Genomic DNA, 17,467 nt, shown 5'->3' with positions numbered 1-17,467 from the left:
GATCGGAAGGACATTCCCATGACGGTCTACGACAGGACCCTCGCCCGGCGCGAGCCGGCGGCGCGCGCGGCTGCGCAGTTCGCAACGCTCCGCACGCTTCTCGCAGAGGCGCTCGCCAGGGCGCCCGGCTGGCAGGCGCATCTCGGCGCGCTCGACCCCGCGACCGTCACCTCGCGCGAGGCGCTCGCCCGCCTGCCGGTGCTGCGCAAGTCCGACCTGCCGCGCCTCCAGGACGAGCGGCCGCCCTTCGGCGGGCTGGCGCTCAAGGCGCCGGGGGCGCTCGCGCGCCTCTTCGTCTCGCCGGGGCCGATCCTCGATCCGGAAGGCTTCGGCGCGGACTGGTGGGGCGCGGCACGCGCGCTCGACGCCCTCGGCCTCGAACCGGGCGACGTCCTTCACAACAGCTTCTCCTACCACCTGACCCCGGCCGGCGCGATGTTCGAGAGCGGCGCCCATGCGCTCGGCTGCGCCGTCATTCCGGCCGGCACCGCCGGCTCGGAGGCGCAGGTCGACGCCCTCGCGCGATACGGGGCGCGGGCCTATGTCGGCACGCCGGACTTCCTCAAGGTCCTCCTCGACAAGGCGACTGAGCTCGGGCGCGACGTGTCCTCGCTTCGGCTGGCGCTCGTCTCCGGCGCGGCGCTGCCGGCGTCGCTGAAGCGCGAGCTGGAGGGGCGGGGGCTCCGGCTCGCCCAAGCCTACGGCACCGCCGATCTCGGCATCATTGCCTTCGAGACAGGCGCGGCCGAGGAGGGCATGGCGGTCAGCGAGGAGGCAATCGTCGAGATCGTCGCACCCGGCACGGGCGACCCGGTGCCGGACGGCGAGATCGGCGAGCTCATCGTCACCCGCCTCAATGCAGACTACCCGCTGTTTCGCTTCGCGACCGGCGATCTCTCGGCGATCCACACGGGCACCGCGGCCGGCGACAGTACCGCGCCGCGCATCCGCGGCTGGATGGGCCGCGCCGACCAGACCACCAAGGTGCGCGGCATGTTCGTGCGGCCCGAGCAGGTGGCGACGGTCGGCAAGCGCCATCCCGAGGTCGGGCATCTCCGGCTCGTGGTCACGCGCGAGGGCGAGCGCGACGTGATGACCCTCCATGCCGAAGGGCCGGACGAGGCCGTGGCCGCGGCCCTCGCCGAGACGCTCGCCAGCGTCACCAAGCTGCGCGGCACCGCGCGGGTCGTGGCGCCGGGCACCCTGCCGCGCGACGGCAAGGTGATCGCCGACGAGCGGCGCTACGACTGAACGGCAGGGTCAGCGCGGGCGCACCGTCAGGCTCTGCGACACCGAGCCGAGCGGCCCGCGCGCGTCGTGCAGGATCGAGTGGGTGAGGCCGATGCCGACCGAGCCGAAGCTCACCGCAGTGTCGAAGCCGAGCCATTCGCCGACGGGCTCGCGCAGGAGATGGACCGTCAGGTCGACATTGGGGAAGAGCGCCGTGTCCGGGCCGCAGCGCGGCGTGATCCCGTTGGCGAAGTCGACGAGCCCCAGCGCGCGCGCCGTCGGGCCGACCGTCTCGCCGCCGATCAGCGCGACGTCGGTGCGGAGCCAGCCGCGCGCGCGGCCCTGGCCCAGCTGCTCGCGCCGCCCGTCCAGCGTGCGCACGCAGGCCCCCGCCCAGACACCGTCGAACGTGTGCTCGCTCAAGGACTCGCGCGCCGACAGTGGGTCGAGCGCCGTGCCGGCGATCGCGCCGGTGTCGTAGGCCTTCAGCGCCCAGGCCCGCGCGAGGACGCAAGCGCGCCCGTCGTAGAGGAGCTTCGCTTCCACGAGCTCGATCGTCCGGCCCGGCCGGATGACCTCAGTCTCGATGCTGACGACACCGATCGGGATGACGCCGAGGATGTCGTAGGAGATGCGCGACAGGACCAGCGGATCGTCGCCGCGTCGCGCGCGCATGTCCGCCTCGATCGCGTGGCCGATCAGCCCAAGCGCCGGTGCGATGTGCTGTTCGGCCGGGTTCCAGGCACCCTCGGTCAGGCGGGTCGCGCGAAAGGCGTGGTCGCCCTCGCGCTGGAAGAAGCAGGCGGGCTCGTCGGGCGTCATGCGGGGGTTTCCATGCGGGCGAGAAGCTTGCGGGCCTGGGCGAGGTGCGGCGCGTCGACCATCCGCCCGTCCACCTGCAGCGCCCCGGCGTCGGGGGCGGCGGCGAAGGCCTCGACGATGCGCCGGGCGCCGGCGACCGCCTCCGCGCTCGGGGTGAAGGCGGCGTTGATCACCGGGACCTGGGCCGGGTGGATCGCCATCATGCCGGTGAACCCGTCGCGCGCGGCGCGCCGGGCAAAGGCGTCGAGCCCGGCCTCGTCCTTGAAGGCGGGGTACACGGTCTCGATCGCGGCCGTGCCCGCCGCATGGGCGGCAAACAGCGTCAGCGATCGCGCGATCTCGTAAGGTGGCGTAAAGCGGCCGTCGGCCTCGCGGGCCGTGCTGGCTCCGATCGCCGCCGGCAGGTCCTCCGCGCCCCAGGTGAGACCGGCGAGATGGCCCCGCACCTCGCCGTAGCTGCCGAGGCCGAAGATCGCGGCGGGCGTTTCGGTGGCGATCGGCAGGATCGGTGCGGCGACGCATCGCTCGGCCAAGTGCTCGGCGCAGGCGAGAACGCTTCGCGCCCCTTCCGCCTTCGGCAGCACCACGGCATCAAGTTCAAGGTCTTCGAGCGCCGCAATGTCGGCGTCGAAGAGCGGCGTGCCCAGCGGATTGACGCGCACGAAGAGGCGCGAGCGCCCGCGCGGGGCCCGCAGGCGATCGGCCACGGCCCGGCGCGCGACATCCTTGGCGCTGGAAGCGACGGCATCCTCGAGGTCGAGGATCAGCGCATCGGCGCCGCTGCTTTCAGCCTTGGCGAAGCGGTCCGGCCGGTCGCCCGGAACGAAGAGGAGCGAGCGCAGGCTCATGGCGCGGCCTTCCGCTTCACCAGCGCGGTGCGCAGGCATTCGCAGACGATCTCGTCGCGCTGGTTGAGCATGCGGTGTGCGAAGGTGACGATGCCGGCTTCGGGGCGTGACTGGCTCTCCTTCAGCGCATGGACCTCGGTCTCGGCCCGCAGCGTATCGCCGATGAAGACGGGTTTGGGCATCGCCAGCTTGTCGTAGCCGAGATTTGCAACGAGCGTGCCCAGCGTCGTGTCGCCGACGGACAGGCCGACCATCAGCGCGAACGTATAGGTCCCGTTGACGAGGATCTGCCCGAACTCGCTGGCGCGCGCGGCCTCCGCGTCGAGATGGAGCGGCTGCGGGTTGTGGGTCATCACCGTGAACAGGAGATTGTCGGTCTCCGTCACCGTGCGGCGGATCTCGTGGGCGATCCGGTCGCCCACGGTCCAGTCGTCGAAGAGGCGTCCGGCCATCAGTCCCCCGTCCGTTCGATGCGGGCCAGCAACATGCCTTCGGGCACCTGCGCGCCCCGTTCCGCCTTGAGAAGGGCGACGGTGCCGGCGAACGGCGCCAGCAGCGCCTGCTCCATCTTCATCGCCTCGAGAACGAGGAGCGGCTCGCCCTTGGCGACCGCCTGCCCCTCGCCGACATGCACGGCGATCACCGCGCCCGGCATCGGCGAGAGGATCGCGCCGTCCCCCTCGCTCGCCTTGCTGCCGGCCTCGATGCGAGGCGGCCCGAAGGCGAAGGCGTCGCCGCCCGAAAAGACGACGCCGTTCGCTGTCGTCACGCCGGGGTGGGCGCGCGGGACGATGCGGTGCGGCGTCCCGCCGACGATCACATCGACGGCCCTGTCGGGCGCGGCGTTGAGGCGGAAGCCCTGGAGGGCGCTCCAGGGATCGTTGCTGGGCTTAGGCAACAGGGCGGCGGCGGCCACCTCCACCATCGCCTCCGTCGGCTCGGCAGGCGGCACGAGATCTGCGGCATGGCGCTCGATGAAGCCGGTGTCGACCCGCCCCGAGACGAAGCCCGGATGGGCGGCCGCGCGCGAGAGGAAGCCGGCATTGGTCTTCAGCGGCCAGACCTCCGTGCCCCCTGCCGCCTCCGACAGGCGCCTCGCCGCCATCTCGCGCGTCGCGCCGTGGACGACGAGCTTGGCGATCATCGGGTCGTAGAAGGGCGTGATCGTGCCGCCTTCCTCGACGCCGCTGTCGACCCGGATGTTCGGCGGGAAACGCAGGCGTTCTACCGGCCCGATCGATGGGAGGAAGCCCGTCGCCGGGTTCTCGGCGTAGAGGCGCGCCTCCATCGCCCAGCCGTCGATCCGCAGCGCACCTTGAGCGAGCGGCAGCGGCTCGCCGCTCGCCACGCGCAGCTGCCATTCGACGAGGTCCTGACCGGTGATCGCCTCCGTGACCGGGTGTTCGACCTGCAGCCGTGTGTTCATTTCCATGAACCAGATCCGGTCGGCACGAAGCCCTTCCGACCCGTCGGCGATGAACTCGATCGTGCCGGCGCCGACATAGTCGACGGCTTTGGCCGCGCGCACCGCGGCATCGCAGACGGCGCGGCGCGTCGCCTCGTCCATGCCGGGGGCGGGGGCCTCCTCGATGACCTTTTGGTGGCGGCGCTGCAGCGAGCAGTCGCGCTCGAAGAGATGGACGACGTTGCCGTGGGTGTCGCCGAAGACCTGCACCTCGATATGGCGCGGGGCGGTGATGTAGCGCTCCAGAAGCACGCGATCGTCGCCGAACGATGCGGCCGCCTCGCGGCGGCAGCTTTCCAGAAGGCCGGGAAAATCCGCCAGCGCGTCGACCCGGCGCATGCCCTTGCCGCCGCCGCCCGCCACCGCCTTGATGAGAAGCGGCGTGCCGATCGCCTCGGCTTCGCGCGTCAGGCGCTCGAGGCTCTGGTCGGCGCCAAGATAGCCCGGCGTCACCGGAACGCCGGCCGCGATCATCCGAGCCTTGGCGGCGTCCTTCAGGCCCATGGCACGGATTGCGCTGGCAGGCGCGCCGACCCATATGAGCCCGGCCGCGACCACGGCCTCCGCGAACTCGGCGTTCTCGGACAGGAAGCCGTAGCCGGGATGGATGGCTTCGGCGCCCGTCGCCCGAGCGGCCTCGAGGATGCGGTCCTGCCGGAGATAGCTCTCGCTGGCAGCGGCCGTGCCGATCAGGACCGCCTCGTCGGCTTCCGCGACGAAGGGCATGTCGGCGTCGACGTCGGAATGGACGGCGATCGTGCGGATGCCGAGACGCCGTGCGGTGCGGATGATGCGGCGGGCGATCTCGCCGCGATTGGCGATGAGGAGACTTTCGATCATCGTCACATCCGGAACAGGCCGGCGCGCGGGCGCTCCGGGATCGGGGCGTTGAGCGTTGCCGAGAAGGCTAGGCCGAGAACGTCGCGGGTCGAGGCCGGGTCGATGATGCCGTCGTCCCAGAGGCGGGCGGTAGCGTAGTAGGGGTTGCCCTCGTCCTCGTATGTCTGGCGGATCGGCGCCTTGAAGGCTTCGGCTTCCTCCGCCGTCCACCTGTCGGCGTCGCGGTGGACGGTCGCGAGCACGCTCGCCGCCTGTTCGCCGCCCATCACCGAGATGCGCGCGTTCGGCCAGGAGAACAGGAAGCGTGGGCTGTAGGCCCGTCCGCACATGCCGTAGTTGCCGGCGCCGAAGCTGCCGCCGATGAGGACCGTCACCTTCGGGACGGTGGCGGTCGCGACCGCGGTCACGAGCTTGGCGCCGTTCTTGGCGATGCCCTCGCCCTCGTACTTGCCGCCGACCATGAAGCCGGAGATGTTCTGAAGGAACAACAAGGGCACGCGGCGCTGGCAGGCGAGCTCGATGAAATGCGCCCCCTTCAGCGCGCTTTCGGAGAAGAGGACGCCGTTGTTGGCGAGGATCGCCACCGGCATGCCCCAGATGCGGGCGAAGCCGCAGACGAGCGTCGTGCCGTAGAGCGCCTTGAACTCGTGGAACTCGGACCCGTCGACGAGCCGCGCGATCACCTCGCGCACGTCGTAGGTGATGCGAAGGTCGGCCGGCACGATGCCGTAGAGCTCGACCGGGTCGAGAAGCGGCGGGCGCGGGGGCGCGAGATTGATGTCGACCGCCTTCGCGCGGTTCAGCGTCGCGACGATGTCGCGCACGATGAGGAGCGCATGGGTGTCGTCCTCGGCGACGTGGTCGACGACGCCCGAGCGCCGGCCGTGCGTCTCGGCGCCGCCGAGCTCCTCGGCCGAGATCACCTCGCCCGTCGCGGCCTTCACCAGCGGCGGGCCGGCGAGGAAGATCGTGCCCTGACCCCGCACGATCACCGTCTCGTCGCACATGGCCGGCACGTAGGCGCCGCCCGCCGTGCACGAGCCCATGACGCAGGCGATCTGCGGGATGCCCGCCGCCGACATCTGCGCCTGGTTGAAAAAGATGCGGCCGAAATGGTCGCGGTCGGGGAAGACCTCGGCCTGATGGGGCAGGTTGGCGCCGCCCGAATCCACGAGATAGATGCAGGGGAGGTGGTTCTCGAAGGCGATCTCCTGCGCGCGCAGGTGCTTCTTCACCGTCATCGGGAAATAGGCGCCGCCCTTCACCGTGGGGTCGTGGGCGACGATCATGCATTCGCGGCCCGACACGCGGCCGATGCCGGCGATCATCCCGGCGCCGGGCGCGGCGTCGCCATAGAGACCGTTGGCGGCGAGCGCCCCGATCTCGAGAAAGGGCGAGGCGGGGTCGAGGAGCCGGGCGACGCGGTCGCGCGGCAGGAGCTTGCCGCGCGCAACGTGCCGGGCGCGGTGCTCGGCCGATCCGCCGAGCGCGGTTCTCGCCGTCGTCTCGCGCAGTGTCGCCGCGAGCGCGCGGTTGTGGGCGTCTTGGGCGGCGAAGGCCGGCGAGGCCGTGTCGACGAGCGAGCGGAGCGTCGGCATCGGCGGCCTACTGGACGCGCGGGGCGTCGTGCTTGATCAGCTCGCGGCCGACCAGCATGCGTCGCATCTCGTTGGTGCCCGCGCCGATGTCGAGGAGCTTGGCGTCGCGCCAGTAGCGCTCCACCGGCCAGTCGCGCGTGTAGCCGGCCCCGCCGAGCGCCTGGATCGCCTCGCCGGCGACGCGCACCGCACTTTCCGAGGCGAACAGAATGCAGCCCGCCGCGTCGAACCGCGTGACGCGGCCGGCATCGCACGCCCTTGCGACGGCGTAGCAGTAGGAGCGCGAGGCGTTGAGCGCGACATACATGTCAGCGACCTTCGCCTGCATCAGTTGGAAATCGCCGATCGGACGGCCGAACTGGCGGCGCTCGCGCACATAGGGCACCACCACGTCGAGGCAGGCCTGCATGATGCCGACCTGGATGCCGGACAGGACCACGCGCTCGTAGTCGAGCCCCGACATCAGGACCTTCACGCCGCCGTTGAGCGACCCCATCAGCTGCTCGTCGGGCACGAAGCAGTCGTTGAACACGAGTTCGGCCGTCGGCGATCCGCGCATGCCGACCTTGTCGATCCGCTGGCCGATCGAGAAGCCCGGCATGTCCTTCTCGATCAGGAAGGTCGAGATGCCTTTGGAGCCCGCCTCCGGGTCGGTCTTGGCGTAGACCACGAGCGTATCGGCGTGGCTCGCGTTGGTGATCCAGAACTTGGTGCCGTTGAGACGCCAGCCGCCGTCCACCTTGTCGGCCTTCAGCTTCATCGACACGACGTCCGAGCCCGCGCCCGCCTCCGACATGGCGAGGCTCCCGACATGCTCGCCCGACACGAGCTTCGGCAGGTACTTCGCCTTCTGCTCCGGGGTGGCCCAGCGGCGGATCTGGTTGATGCACAGGTTCGAATGGGCGCCGTAGGAGAGGCCGATCGCGGCCGAGGCGCGGCTCACCTCCTCGCAGGCGACGAGATGCTCGAGATAGCCGAGCCCGAGGCCGCCGTCGGCTTCCTCCACCGTGATGCCGTGGAGGCCGAGCGCGCCCATCTGTGGCCAGAGTTCGCGGGCGAAGCGGTCCTCCCGGTCCACCTCCGCGGCGATCGGCTCGATCCTGTCCGCCGCAAAGCGCCGCGTCGTCTCGCGGATCGTGTCCGCCATCTCGCCGAGGCCGAAATCCAGGTCCGCCAACGCGCCCTCCCAAGCTTGTCGAGGGCTGAGACTACGTGGCTTCGCCCGTCCGGCAAAATTGAAAGATGCGGGGCTTCATCATAGACGCGATCTATGATCGGCGTGGCGTCGGCGCTGCGGCTTCCGTGTAGGCGTCCGCCAACCGGTCGGCGGTGCGTGTCGAGGTCAGCGAACGGGCGTCCGCGTGGGGCGCGACGACGAGGCCGAGGTCGCGCCGGAAGGCGAAGTCCTCCATCGGCACTCTGGCGACGCCCGCCTCCAAGAAGCCGTCCGGCATCACCGTGAGGCCGAGACCCGCGCGGACATAGGCGAGCGCCTTGTCGTCGCTGGTGGTGCGGGCGGCGAAGAAGGGGCGCACGCCCCGCGCGGTGAAGAAGCGGCTGGTCTCCGGCAGGAGCTCGCAGTGACGGCGCACCAGCATCGGCTCGTGGACGAGGTCCTCGGCGCGGAGGGCGGGGCGGCCGGACAGGGGATGCGTCGCGGCGAGCGCCAGGGAATAGCCTTCCGACACGACCGCGCGACCGCCCTTGCGGTCGGTCTCGTCCCGCAGGATCGTCAGCGCCATGTCGATCCGACCGCGTGCGAGGCGCGTTCGCAGGTCGCGCTCGCCGCCTTCGACGATCTCCAGCCGCTCGGGAAATCCGTCTTGCGCGTGCCGATGCAGGAAATCCTCCGTCCAGCGACGGGGCACGGTGGAGAGGATGCCGAGCCGCAGCACCGGCACGGTCGCGCTGCCGGAGGCCGCGCGCTCGGCCGCCGCAAAGCCGGCCTCGATCGACCGGGCATGGGCGAGAAGGGCGGCGCCGGCCGGGGTCAGTTCGACGCGCCGGTTCGTGCGGTGGAAGAGCGTCTGCCCGAGCCCCTGCTCGAGCTTGGCGATGCCGACCGAGAGGGTCGGCTGCGAGACATGGCAGGCGCCGGCCGCCCGCGAGAAGTTGCCGGTGTCGACCACGGCAAGGAAGTAGCGCAGGTGATAGCGGTCGATCATAGCCGCAGTCTATGGAGCGCCCGCGCGCCCCGCAACGGGAGGCGCTTCGCTCCTCAGGCTTCGCCGTAGTGCTCGATCAGGCAAACGAGTTCGACGGCGGTCCAGCCGAGGAGGCCGGCGAAGGCGAGCACCGCGCCGCCGGCGCCGATGGTCAGCGCGATGGCGATCGCCCCGAAGGCGGTCGGATCGGGTCCGGGCATGAGGGGCAGCATCGGGGCCTCCTGTGGCGTCGCGAGTGATATCGCGCGAGCGCGGCCGGTCGGCAAATGCAACGAAAGATTAACCCTAATGCGGCCGGCCCCCGCGACGCCGCCGCGGCAGGGCCGGCCGGCGTCGCGGGACGGGGGTCAGTGACCCGGCGCGGCGGGATCTGTCTTGCCTCGTTCGGCCAGATGACTCGCGGTCCAGATCGCATCCGAGATCGCGCGCGCCGTCAGCTTCACGGGCACCGAATGGATGACGTTGGTCGGCGCCATCGCGGCTTCGCCGACGCGTGCGATGTCGGCGGCGCTGGCGTCCCTCAGGCCGAGGTCGGCGAGCGTCGTCGGCAGGCCGACGTCGCGGCAGAAGCGCAGGGCCTCGGCAAACTCGGCCGGCGGCCGGTTCTCGAGGACGAGAAGGCAGAGGACGCCGAAGGCGACCTTCTCGCCGTGCAGGAAGTGGTGCACCGGCTCGAGAACGGTCAGGGCGTCATGGATGCCGTGCGCGCCGGATACGCCGCAGTTCTCGAAGCCGAGGCCCGACAGGAGCGTGTTGGCCTCGATGATGTTCTCGACCGCCGTCGTCAGGCGCCCGTCTCGTGCCGCGATGTAGGCCGCGCGTCCGTCCCGCATCAGGGTGTCGTGGCAGGCTCTCGCGATCTGGTAGCCCGCGACCGTCGTGGCGTAGCCGTCGCCAATATAGTTGTTGGAGCGCGACTCGACGTTGGAGCGGGCCTCGTAGAAGGTCGAGAGGGCGTCGCCCATGCCGGCGGCGAGGAAGCGCGCCGGCGCCTTCACGATCAGTTCGCTGTCGACCAGCACCACGTCCGGGTTGCGCCCGCAGCGCACCACGCGGTCGTAGACGCCGTCCGGCGAATAGATCACGCCGAGCGAGCTCGTGGGCGAATCCGTCGAGGCGATGGTCGGCACGGTGACGATCCGCGCGCCGATGTGGAAGGCGGTGATCTTGGCCGTGTCGAGCGCCTTGCCGCCGCCGATGCCGACGACGGACCTCGCGCCGGCCGCGCGCCCGGCGGCCACGCAGCGCTCGATCTCGGCATCCGACGATTCGCCGCCGAAGCGCACGAACTCGGCCGAGACCCCGGCGGTCGACAGGGCCGACTGGAGTTCGGGGCGCAGCGTGTCCCAGAAGAAGCCGTCGATCACCACCAGCGCCTTGTCGCCCAACGGGGCGACGTAGCGGCCGAGATCGGAGGCCACGCCCGGGCCCTGGACGTAGCGAAGCGGTCCGCCGTATCCGCGTTGTGTCATGATGGGACTGTCCTTGGGGAGTGTCAGCGCAGCGTCAGGCCGCCGTCGACCGTGTGGATTTCGCCGGTGGTGAAGGAGGCGGCGTCGCTCGCGAGATAGACGACCGAGCCGGCGAGTTCGTCCACCGTGCCGATGCGGTTCTGCACCGCGCTCTTCGCCCAATGGTTGTTCACGACGTCCGGGTTCTCGCGCAGCACCTCTTCCGTCAGTTCGGTGAGGATGTAGCCGGGCGCGAGCGCGTTGACGCGGATGTTGTGCTCGGCCCACTCGGTGGCGAGGCACTTGGTCAGCATGTGCACCGCCGCTTTCGAGACGTTGTAGGCGGAATGCTTGAACGGCCAGTTGACGATGCGGCCGGACATCGAGCCGATATTGATGATCGAGCCGGACTTCTGGCGGATCATCAGGCGGCCGATCGCCTGGCTGACGAGGAACACGCCGTCGAGATTGGTCGCCATCGTGGCGCGCCAGTCGGAGAGCGCGTAGGTCTCGGCGTCGCCGGGATAGATGGTGCCGGCGGTGTTGACGAGAATGTCGGCGCGTCCCCAGCGCGCCTCGACGCCCGCTGCCAGCCGCTCGACGTCGGCGGGGTCGGCGACGTCGGCCTGGATCGCGAAGCTGTCGCCGCCGCCGGCATTGAGCTCGGCCACGAGTTCCTCGGCCTGCGGCAGCGTCGAGCGCACGACGACGCACACGTCCGCCCCGTGCGCGGCGAGCGCCTCCGTCAGCGCCCGGCCGATGCCGCGCGAGCCCCCGGTCACGATGGCCTTGCGGCCGGTCAGGTCGAACATACGCGCGTAGTCACGCTTGGGCGCCATGGTGGTTCCCCTCCCTTGAAACGTCTTCTGTCGTTCGATGCGGCGTCAGGCGGGCACAGTCTCGGCCACCCGCACCGGCGGGACGGGCACGGCCATCGGCTCGCCGAGCTCCCGCTCGATGTGCTCGGCCGTGCGCAGCGCCTGCGCCACGATGGTCAGCGACGGGTTGAAGCCCGTCGAGGACGGCAGGAAGGACGCGTCGACGACGTAAAGATTGTCGACGTCCCAGACCTTGCAGTTCGTGTCGAGGACCGAGGTCTTCGGATCGTTGCCGAAGCGTGCGGTGCCGCACTGATGCATCGAGACCTTGATGTCCATCTTCTGCGTGATGATGAGGGGGTAGCCGAGCGAGCGCATGACCTTCGACCAGACCTTCACCAGCTCGCCGTGGGACTTCAGATTGTTCGAGGTGTAGGACAGGCGGATCTTGCCGTCGGGATCGACGCTGACGCGGTTCTCCGGATCGGGCAGGTCCTCCGACATCAGCCACCAGTCCACCGAGCGCTCGGCGAACAGGCCCATCGCCCATTCCGGCGCCCACTTGGCGTTCGCCGTCAGCATGCCGGCCTGCAGCTTGCCAAGGCCCTGGATGTTGCCGAGCGGGTAGGGCTTCTCGGAATTGGCGAGGTAGAAGTCGTTGATCGCCATCGACTTCTGGAAGGTCACGCGGTTCTTCTTGAACGGCGAGATCGCCATCATCGCCGTGTTGTTGTGGGCCATGTAGTTGCGGCCGAGCTGGTCGGACGTGTTGTTGCCGAGGCCGCGCGGGTGCTTGTCGCTCTTCGAGCGCAGGAGGAGGGCGGACGAGTTGATGGCGCCCGCCGACGAGACGAAGATCTGCGCCGAGACCGTGCGGCGCTCGCCCTGGTAGTCGAGTTCGACCGCGGTCACCCGCGCGCCCGACGGGTCGGTCACGAGGCGATGGACGAAGGCTTCGGTGATCAGCGTCACGCCGCCCTTGGCGAGCGCCGGGTTGACGAGCCGCACCTCGGCATCGCCCTTGGCGCCGATCTTGCAGGCGAAGCCGTCGCAGGTGCGGCAGCGCGCGCAGGCGCCCCCGTCGTGGTAGTCGATCGCGATCGGCAGCGGGAAGGGGCGAAGGCCCTTCTGGCGGAGCTTTCGCTCGAACCAGGCGATCTCCGGCTCGTGGCCGATCGCGGGATAGGGCATCGGGCCCGAGCGCGGCGGCTCGATCGGATCGACGCCCGCCTCGCCGTGCGTGCCCATCAGCTTCTCGGCGCGGGCGTAGTAGGGCTCGAACGTGTCGTAGGAGACGGGCCAGGCCGGGGCGACGCCCGCCTCGTGCTGCAGGTCCTCGAAATCCTCCTTGCGGAAGCGCACCGTGGCCGCCCCGAAGAACTTCGAGTTGCCGCCGACATAGTAGTAGGTCGAGGGATTGAAGAGCTTGCCGTCGCGGTCGCGCCACTCCTCCTTGGTGGCATACTTCTTCTTGTGGAAGACGGCGTCGACGCTCCAGTTGTCCTTCTCGCGCGGCAGGCGGGGGCCGCGCTCGATCATCAGGATCTCGCGGCCGGGCGCGGCCAGGGCGTTGGCCAGCGCGCCGCCGCCGACGCCCGCGCCGATGATGACGATGTCGTAGCTGTTCTTGAGTTCGCTCATCTCTTCATTCCTCCCGGACGTCCGGCCGCTCGCCTCCCGGCGCGCTGGCACGAAGCCCCGTCCTCACATCACCGCGCCGACCTGTCGGGCGTGCATTCGTTGTCGTCGAAGGTCCTGGATTTCGGCGGCTCGCCCGACACAGCCGCCGCAATCGCGGCGAAAATCCGGGCACCCACTGCCCCTTCGCCACCCGCCGTCGCGGCGGCGTCGTGCGACGCTCGCATGGGGATCGACGGCTGGGGGCCGGCAGAAGAGCCCGTCATCAGGCTTCCTTCCTCCGGAAGTAGCGGCCGTCCTCGTACATCGCGCTCATCACCGCGAAGGAGGATTCCAGGTGGATCTTCATCGCAAGCTCCGCCTGGTCGGCGTTGCGCCGGCCGAGCGCGCGCACGATCGCGGCGTGCTGCTCGGTCACCTCGGCCAGATGTCCCGGCACCGGCGCCGAGAGCTGGCGCATCCGGTCGAGATGCGCCTTCACGAGATTGATGAACTTCCAGATGCGCGGATAGCGGCTGATGCCGGCGATCGCCGCGTGGAAGGCGTCGTCGACCTCGATATATTCGTGCAGCGCCTCGCGCTCCAGAATGTCGCGCATCTCGCCGATCAGACGCTCGAGCCGGCGGATGTCCTCGTCGGTGGCATAGGCGACGGCCCGGCGGATGCTCTCGATCTCGAGCGCGCGGCGGATCACGAAACCTTCTTCCGCGACCTCGAAGGAGATCTTCGAGACGTAGGTCCCCGAATGGGGAAAAACGTCGACGAGGTCCTCGTCGGCGAGCCGCTTCAGCGCCTCGCGTACCGGCGTGCGCGACACGCCGTAGGCAAGGCACAGCTCCTTTTCCGAGATCACCGAGCCCGGCTCCATCGACAGGCGCACGATGGCGTGGCGCAGAACCTCATATATCTGTTCGGCCTTCAGCGTCGGCTTTTCCGCCGGCGAGCGCCTGTCTCGTACGGCGCTAGTTCCTGCAATCATGGATCATTCCGACGGATCTGGTGAGGTGTTGACAACCTGGAACCGGTCTGGCTTCAATAACTCATATATCGGTTGACGACGCAAGGCACAATCCGATACGAGATCGAACCGCGGCGGAGGAGGCCGCCGACCCGCACCGGCAAGGCCGGTCCGACCCACCCGAACCATCACCCGCAGTCCTGATTGCGTGGCGCATCCGGGCGAGCGCCGGCCTTTGGCCAGCGAGCGCCGCGGCACGTCCCGAAGAGACCCATCGCGCCCGATCGGCGCGGCCAGCCCCTGGCCGCGAACGATGCCGCGCATCCTGAATGTCGACAAGTCCGAGAGTGCCGGCCATGGCCCTGATCACCTACCTCACCCGCATCGAGTTCGACGAAGGCGCCATCGCCAAGCTGCCCTCCATCCTGGAAGGGCTGAACGTGTCGCGCCCGCTGGTGGTGACCGATCGGGGGCTCGTCGCGAGCGGGTTGGTGGACAAGGTGCTCGGCCTCTTCACCGAGCGTCCGGTGGTGTTCTCCGACACGCCGGCCAACCCGACCGAAGCGGCGACGGAAGCCGCCTATGCGCTCTACCGGGCCGAAGGCTGCGACGGGATCGTCGGCCTTGGCGGCGGCTCGTCGATCGATCTCGCCAAGGCCGTGCGGCTCCTCAGCGGCCACGAGGGGCCGCTCGCGCAATACACCGCGGTCGAGGGGGGCGCCGCCCGGATCCACGGCCGCATCTGCCCGCTGGTGGCCGTGCCGACGACGTCGGGCACCGGCTCCGAGGTAGGGCGCGCCGCTGTCATCATCACCGCCGAGGGCCGCAAGCTCGGCATCGTCTCGCCGCACATGCTGCCCTCCGTCGCGCTGTGCGACCCCGAACTGACCTACGGCCTGCCGCCGTTCCTGACGGCGGCGACCGGCATGGACGCGATCTCGCACTGCCTCGAGACCTACATGGCGCCCTCGGTCAATCCGCCGGCCGACGCGATCGCGCTCGACGGGCTGAAGCGCGGCATGGGCGCGATCGGCCAAGCGGTGCGCGACGGCTCCGACGCCCGCGCCCGCTGGGAGATGATGATGTGCGCGCTGGAAGGCGCGATGGCCTTCCAGAAGGGCCTCGGCGCGGTGCACGCGCTGACCCATCCGCTCGGCGCGGTGCGCGAGTTGAACCTCCACCACGGCACGCTGAACGCCGTCCTGATGCCCGCCGTCCTCCGCTTCAATCGCGAGACGATCGGGGAGAAGTGGCAGGTGCTGGCGGGCATCCTCGGCGGCGAGCCGGACGCGGTGATCGCCAGCCTCGTGCGCGACATCGGCCTGCCGCCCGGCCTTCGCGCCATGGGCGTCACCGACGAGATGATGGAACGCGTCTCGGCCGAGGCGCTGAAGGACCATTGCCACGGCACCAATCCGCGCATCCCGACGCGCGAGGACTACCTCGAACTGCTTCGCCAGTCCGCCTGAGGGCGGCCGGCGCCATTCCAAGCGAGGCGGCGGGGGGCCGCCTCGACCATTCATCACTGGGAGGATCCGCATGACCGACTTCGACGACAACAGCCCCGAAGCCGCCCGCCTGCGCCTGACGCGCCGCGGGTTCCTGAGCGGCGCCGCGGCGCTCACCGTGGCCGCGGCGCTCGCCCGGCCGAACTTCGCCTTCGCGCAGGACGCGCAGTTCTGCGCCTCGCTCGGCTGGACGGTCTGGGAATCGGGCCGCCACATCGTCGCCGGCTACGAGGACGCCGTGAAGCGCCTCGGCGGCACGCTGACGATCGCCGACGCCAACTACGACGTGAAGAAGCAGGCCGACCAGATCGCCGCCTTCGTGGCATCGAAGCCCGCCGCGATCTTCATCACGCCTGCCGACGCCGCCGCGATCGCCCCGGCCGTCCAGGCCGCGGTCGCCTCCGGCATCCCGATCTTCTGCGGCGACAGCTACGTGCCCAACACGACGGTGACCTCCACCGCCATGTCGAACAACTTCGGCCTCGGCTCCTACGGCGCGCAGTACATCGCCGACCGCCTGAAGGGGAAGGGCAAGGTCGCCATGGTCTGCCTGCCCTCGAACGAATCCTGGGACCAGCGCACGCTCGGCGCGAAATCGATCTTCACGCGCTATCCCGACATCCAGGTCGTGTCCGAGATCGCCTTCGCTCTCGGCGGCACGACGACCCCGCGCCAGGTGGTCGACAACATCCTCACCGCCAATCCCGAGCTCGACGCCATCTGGTGCGCCTGGGACGGCGCGGCGTCCGAGGGCACGCTCGCCATCAAGGCCTCGGGCCGCAACGTCTTCATCACCGGCATCGACGGCGGCGCGCAGTCCTTCGAGTACATCCAGGCCGGCTCGCCCTTCGCCCTCACCATGGCGCAGAGCTTCTACGAGATGGCCTACATGAACGCGTTCTTCGCGCATGAGGTGATCGCCGGGCGCAAGGCGCCGCGCTTCGTCATCACCCCGTCCTACGCGGTGACGCAGGAAAGCCTCGCGGACATCGACATCCCCGACACCTACGACCAGCCCGGCGAGGCCGCCAAGCTCGGCTGGAACCGCGTCCTCTGATCGACGCCGACGGATGAAGGGAGGACGGGCGTCAAGCCCGTCCTCCCTTGAGCAAGAGAAGGGGAGGCCATGTCGAAGATCCTGACCATGAGCGGCATCGCCAAGCGGTTCGGGCCCGTCCAGGCGCTCGGCGGCGTCGATTTCGACCTCGACCGCGGCGAGATCCACGCCCTCCTCGGCATCAACGGCGCCGGCAAGTCGACGCTCATCAAGATCCTCTCCGGCGTCTACGTGAAGGACGAGGGGACGATCACGATCGACGGCGATGCGGTCGAGCTCGGCACCCCGCGCGCGGCGATCGAGGCCGGCGTCGCCACCGTCCAGCAGCATCCCGAACTCGTGCCCGACTGCACCGGCGTCGAGAACATCTTCCTCGGCGGCGAGGGCGCCACGCCCGGCCTCTTCCGACGCATGAACCGCGCCGCGATGCGCGAAAAGGCCGAGAAGCTTCTCATCCGCTTTCCGATCGAGATCGACCTCGACGCGCGGGTCGGCGAGATGCCGGCGGTGGACCGCGAGATCGTCGCGATCCTCCACGCCCTGCGCCACGACCATATCAAGATCCTGATCCTCGACGAGCCGACCTCGACGCTGACCGAGCGCGAGAAGGCCTCGCTCTTCCAGATGATGCGGGCGCTCCAGGCGGGCGGCATCTCGATCATCTACATCACCCACCGGCTGGAGGAGGTCTACGAGATCGCCGACCGGTTCACCGTGTTTCGCGGCGGGCGCAACGTTGCGACGATGACGGTTGGCGAGGCGCGCCGCACGGGCGTCTCGATCCCCGAGCTGATGCTCGACGAGGCGGCCGGCGACCTCTATCCCGCCCGCGACGGCCGCTCCGACGGCGACGTGCTCCTCGAGGCGAAGGGCCTCGGCTGCGGCGCCTATTTTTCCGGCGTCGACCTCGTCGCCCGGCGCGGCGAGATCCTCGGCATCTTCGGCCTCGTCGGCTCGGGCGTCGACGAACTGTCCAAGGTGCTCTACGGCGCGATGCGCCACGATGCGGGCGAGCTCGTCGTGAAGGGCGGGAAGCGGACCTTCCGCGGCCCCCATGACGGTCTCGCCG

16 protein-coding genes are annotated in these 17,467 nt (G+C 70.0%); 4 read left to right on the top strand and 12 right to left on the bottom strand.

All coding sequences use genetic code 11. The annotated features are described in order from the left end of the window. The first annotated feature begins 18 nt into the window (after window positions 1-18). Window positions 19-1,251, top strand: a complete 1,233-nt coding sequence (locus QZ753_RS12245; protein ID WP_294644089.1) for a phenylacetate--CoA ligase family protein — start codon at window positions 19-21, stop codon at window positions 1,249-1,251. A gap of 9 nt (window positions 1,252-1,260) precedes the next feature. On the opposite strand, the gene QZ753_RS12240 is transcribed toward QZ753_RS12245, so the two are convergent. The 12 genes from QZ753_RS12240 to QZ753_RS12185 form a co-directional block, all read right to left on the bottom strand. Then, the gene (locus QZ753_RS12240) at window positions 1,261-2,052 is read right to left on the bottom strand and encodes a thioesterase family protein (protein WP_294644088.1); all 792 of its coding nucleotides are present in this window, start codon (window positions 2,050-2,052) and stop codon (window positions 1,261-1,263) included. After that, window positions 2,049-2,900: a CoA ester lyase gene (locus QZ753_RS12235; protein WP_294644087.1), complete on the bottom strand. Its 852-nt coding sequence runs from the start codon at window positions 2,898-2,900 to the stop codon at window positions 2,049-2,051. The genes QZ753_RS12240 and QZ753_RS12235 overlap by 4 nt, the downstream gene beginning before the upstream one ends. After that, window positions 2,897-3,352, bottom strand: coding sequence for a MaoC family dehydratase (locus QZ753_RS12230; RefSeq protein WP_294644086.1), 456 nt, complete (start codon window positions 3,350-3,352; stop codon window positions 2,897-2,899). Before QZ753_RS12230 ends, QZ753_RS12235 begins: the two co-directional genes overlap by 4 nt. Further along, on the bottom strand, window positions 3,352-5,205 hold the full coding sequence (locus tag QZ753_RS12225; RefSeq protein WP_294644085.1) for a biotin carboxylase N-terminal domain-containing protein: 1,854 nt from the start codon (window positions 5,203-5,205) through the stop codon (window positions 3,352-3,354). Before QZ753_RS12225 ends, QZ753_RS12230 begins: the two co-directional genes overlap by 1 nt. A gap of 2 nt (window positions 5,206-5,207) precedes the next feature. After that, window positions 5,208-6,803 (bottom strand): carboxyl transferase domain-containing protein, encoded by a 1,596-nt coding sequence (locus tag QZ753_RS12220; RefSeq protein ID WP_294644084.1) that lies wholly within the window; start codon window positions 6,801-6,803, stop codon window positions 5,208-5,210. Window positions 6,804-6,810: 7 nt separating this feature from the next. Continuing rightward, window positions 6,811-7,950, bottom strand: a complete 1,140-nt coding sequence (locus QZ753_RS12215; RefSeq protein WP_294644102.1) for an isovaleryl-CoA dehydrogenase — start codon at window positions 7,948-7,950, stop codon at window positions 6,811-6,813. Window positions 7,951-8,071: 121 nt separating this feature from the next. Beyond that, entirely contained in the window at window positions 8,072-8,968 is an 897-nt protein-coding gene (locus QZ753_RS12210) for a LysR family transcriptional regulator (RefSeq protein WP_294644083.1), read from the bottom strand. Window positions 8,969-9,021: 53 nt separating this feature from the next. Further along, a complete protein-coding gene (locus tag QZ753_RS12205; RefSeq protein ID WP_175526818.1) occupies window positions 9,022-9,180 on the bottom strand; it encodes a hypothetical protein in 159 nt (52 codons plus the stop codon). A 135-nt stretch (window positions 9,181-9,315) separates the two neighbouring features. Next, window positions 9,316-10,440, bottom strand: coding sequence for a glycerol dehydrogenase (locus QZ753_RS12200; protein ID WP_294644082.1), 1,125 nt, complete (start codon window positions 10,438-10,440; stop codon window positions 9,316-9,318). A 23-nt stretch (window positions 10,441-10,463) separates the two neighbouring features. Next, window positions 10,464-11,258 carry an SDR family oxidoreductase gene (locus tag QZ753_RS12195; protein ID WP_294644081.1) on the bottom strand — a complete coding sequence of 265 codons (795 nt, stop codon included), beginning with the start codon at window positions 11,256-11,258 and terminating at the stop codon, window positions 10,464-10,466. A 45-nt stretch (window positions 11,259-11,303) separates the two neighbouring features. Beyond that, window positions 11,304-12,878: a GMC family oxidoreductase gene (locus tag QZ753_RS12190; RefSeq protein ID WP_294644080.1), complete on the bottom strand. Its 1,575-nt coding sequence runs from the start codon at window positions 12,876-12,878 to the stop codon at window positions 11,304-11,306. A gap of 262 nt (window positions 12,879-13,140) precedes the next feature. After that, window positions 13,141-13,854, bottom strand: a complete 714-nt coding sequence (locus QZ753_RS12185) for a GntR family transcriptional regulator (RefSeq protein WP_294644079.1) — start codon at window positions 13,852-13,854, stop codon at window positions 13,141-13,143. 335 nt (window positions 13,855-14,189) lie between these two features. Between QZ753_RS12185 and QZ753_RS12180 the strand changes: the two genes are divergently transcribed. The 3 genes from QZ753_RS12180 to QZ753_RS12170 all read left to right on the top strand — a co-directional run. Further along, complete coding sequence (locus QZ753_RS12180; protein WP_294644078.1) at window positions 14,190-15,302, top strand: iron-containing alcohol dehydrogenase; 1,113 nt, start codon at window positions 14,190-14,192, stop codon at window positions 15,300-15,302. A gap of 70 nt (window positions 15,303-15,372) precedes the next feature. Then, window positions 15,373-16,398: a sugar ABC transporter substrate-binding protein gene (locus QZ753_RS12175; protein ID WP_294644077.1), complete on the top strand. Its 1,026-nt coding sequence runs from the start codon at window positions 15,373-15,375 to the stop codon at window positions 16,396-16,398. 69 nt (window positions 16,399-16,467) lie between these two features. Then, on the top strand, window positions 16,468-17,467 hold a 1,000-nt coding region (locus QZ753_RS12170), incomplete at its 3' end, for an ATP-binding cassette domain-containing protein (RefSeq protein ID WP_294644076.1).

Source organism: uncultured Aureimonas sp., assembly GCF_913775355.1.
Classification (GTDB): Bacteria; Pseudomonadota; Alphaproteobacteria; order Rhizobiales; family Rhizobiaceae; genus Aureimonas.
The sequence above is the reverse complement of the archived record's forward strand: the minus strand, read 5'-3'. Positions and strand labels throughout refer to the sequence as shown.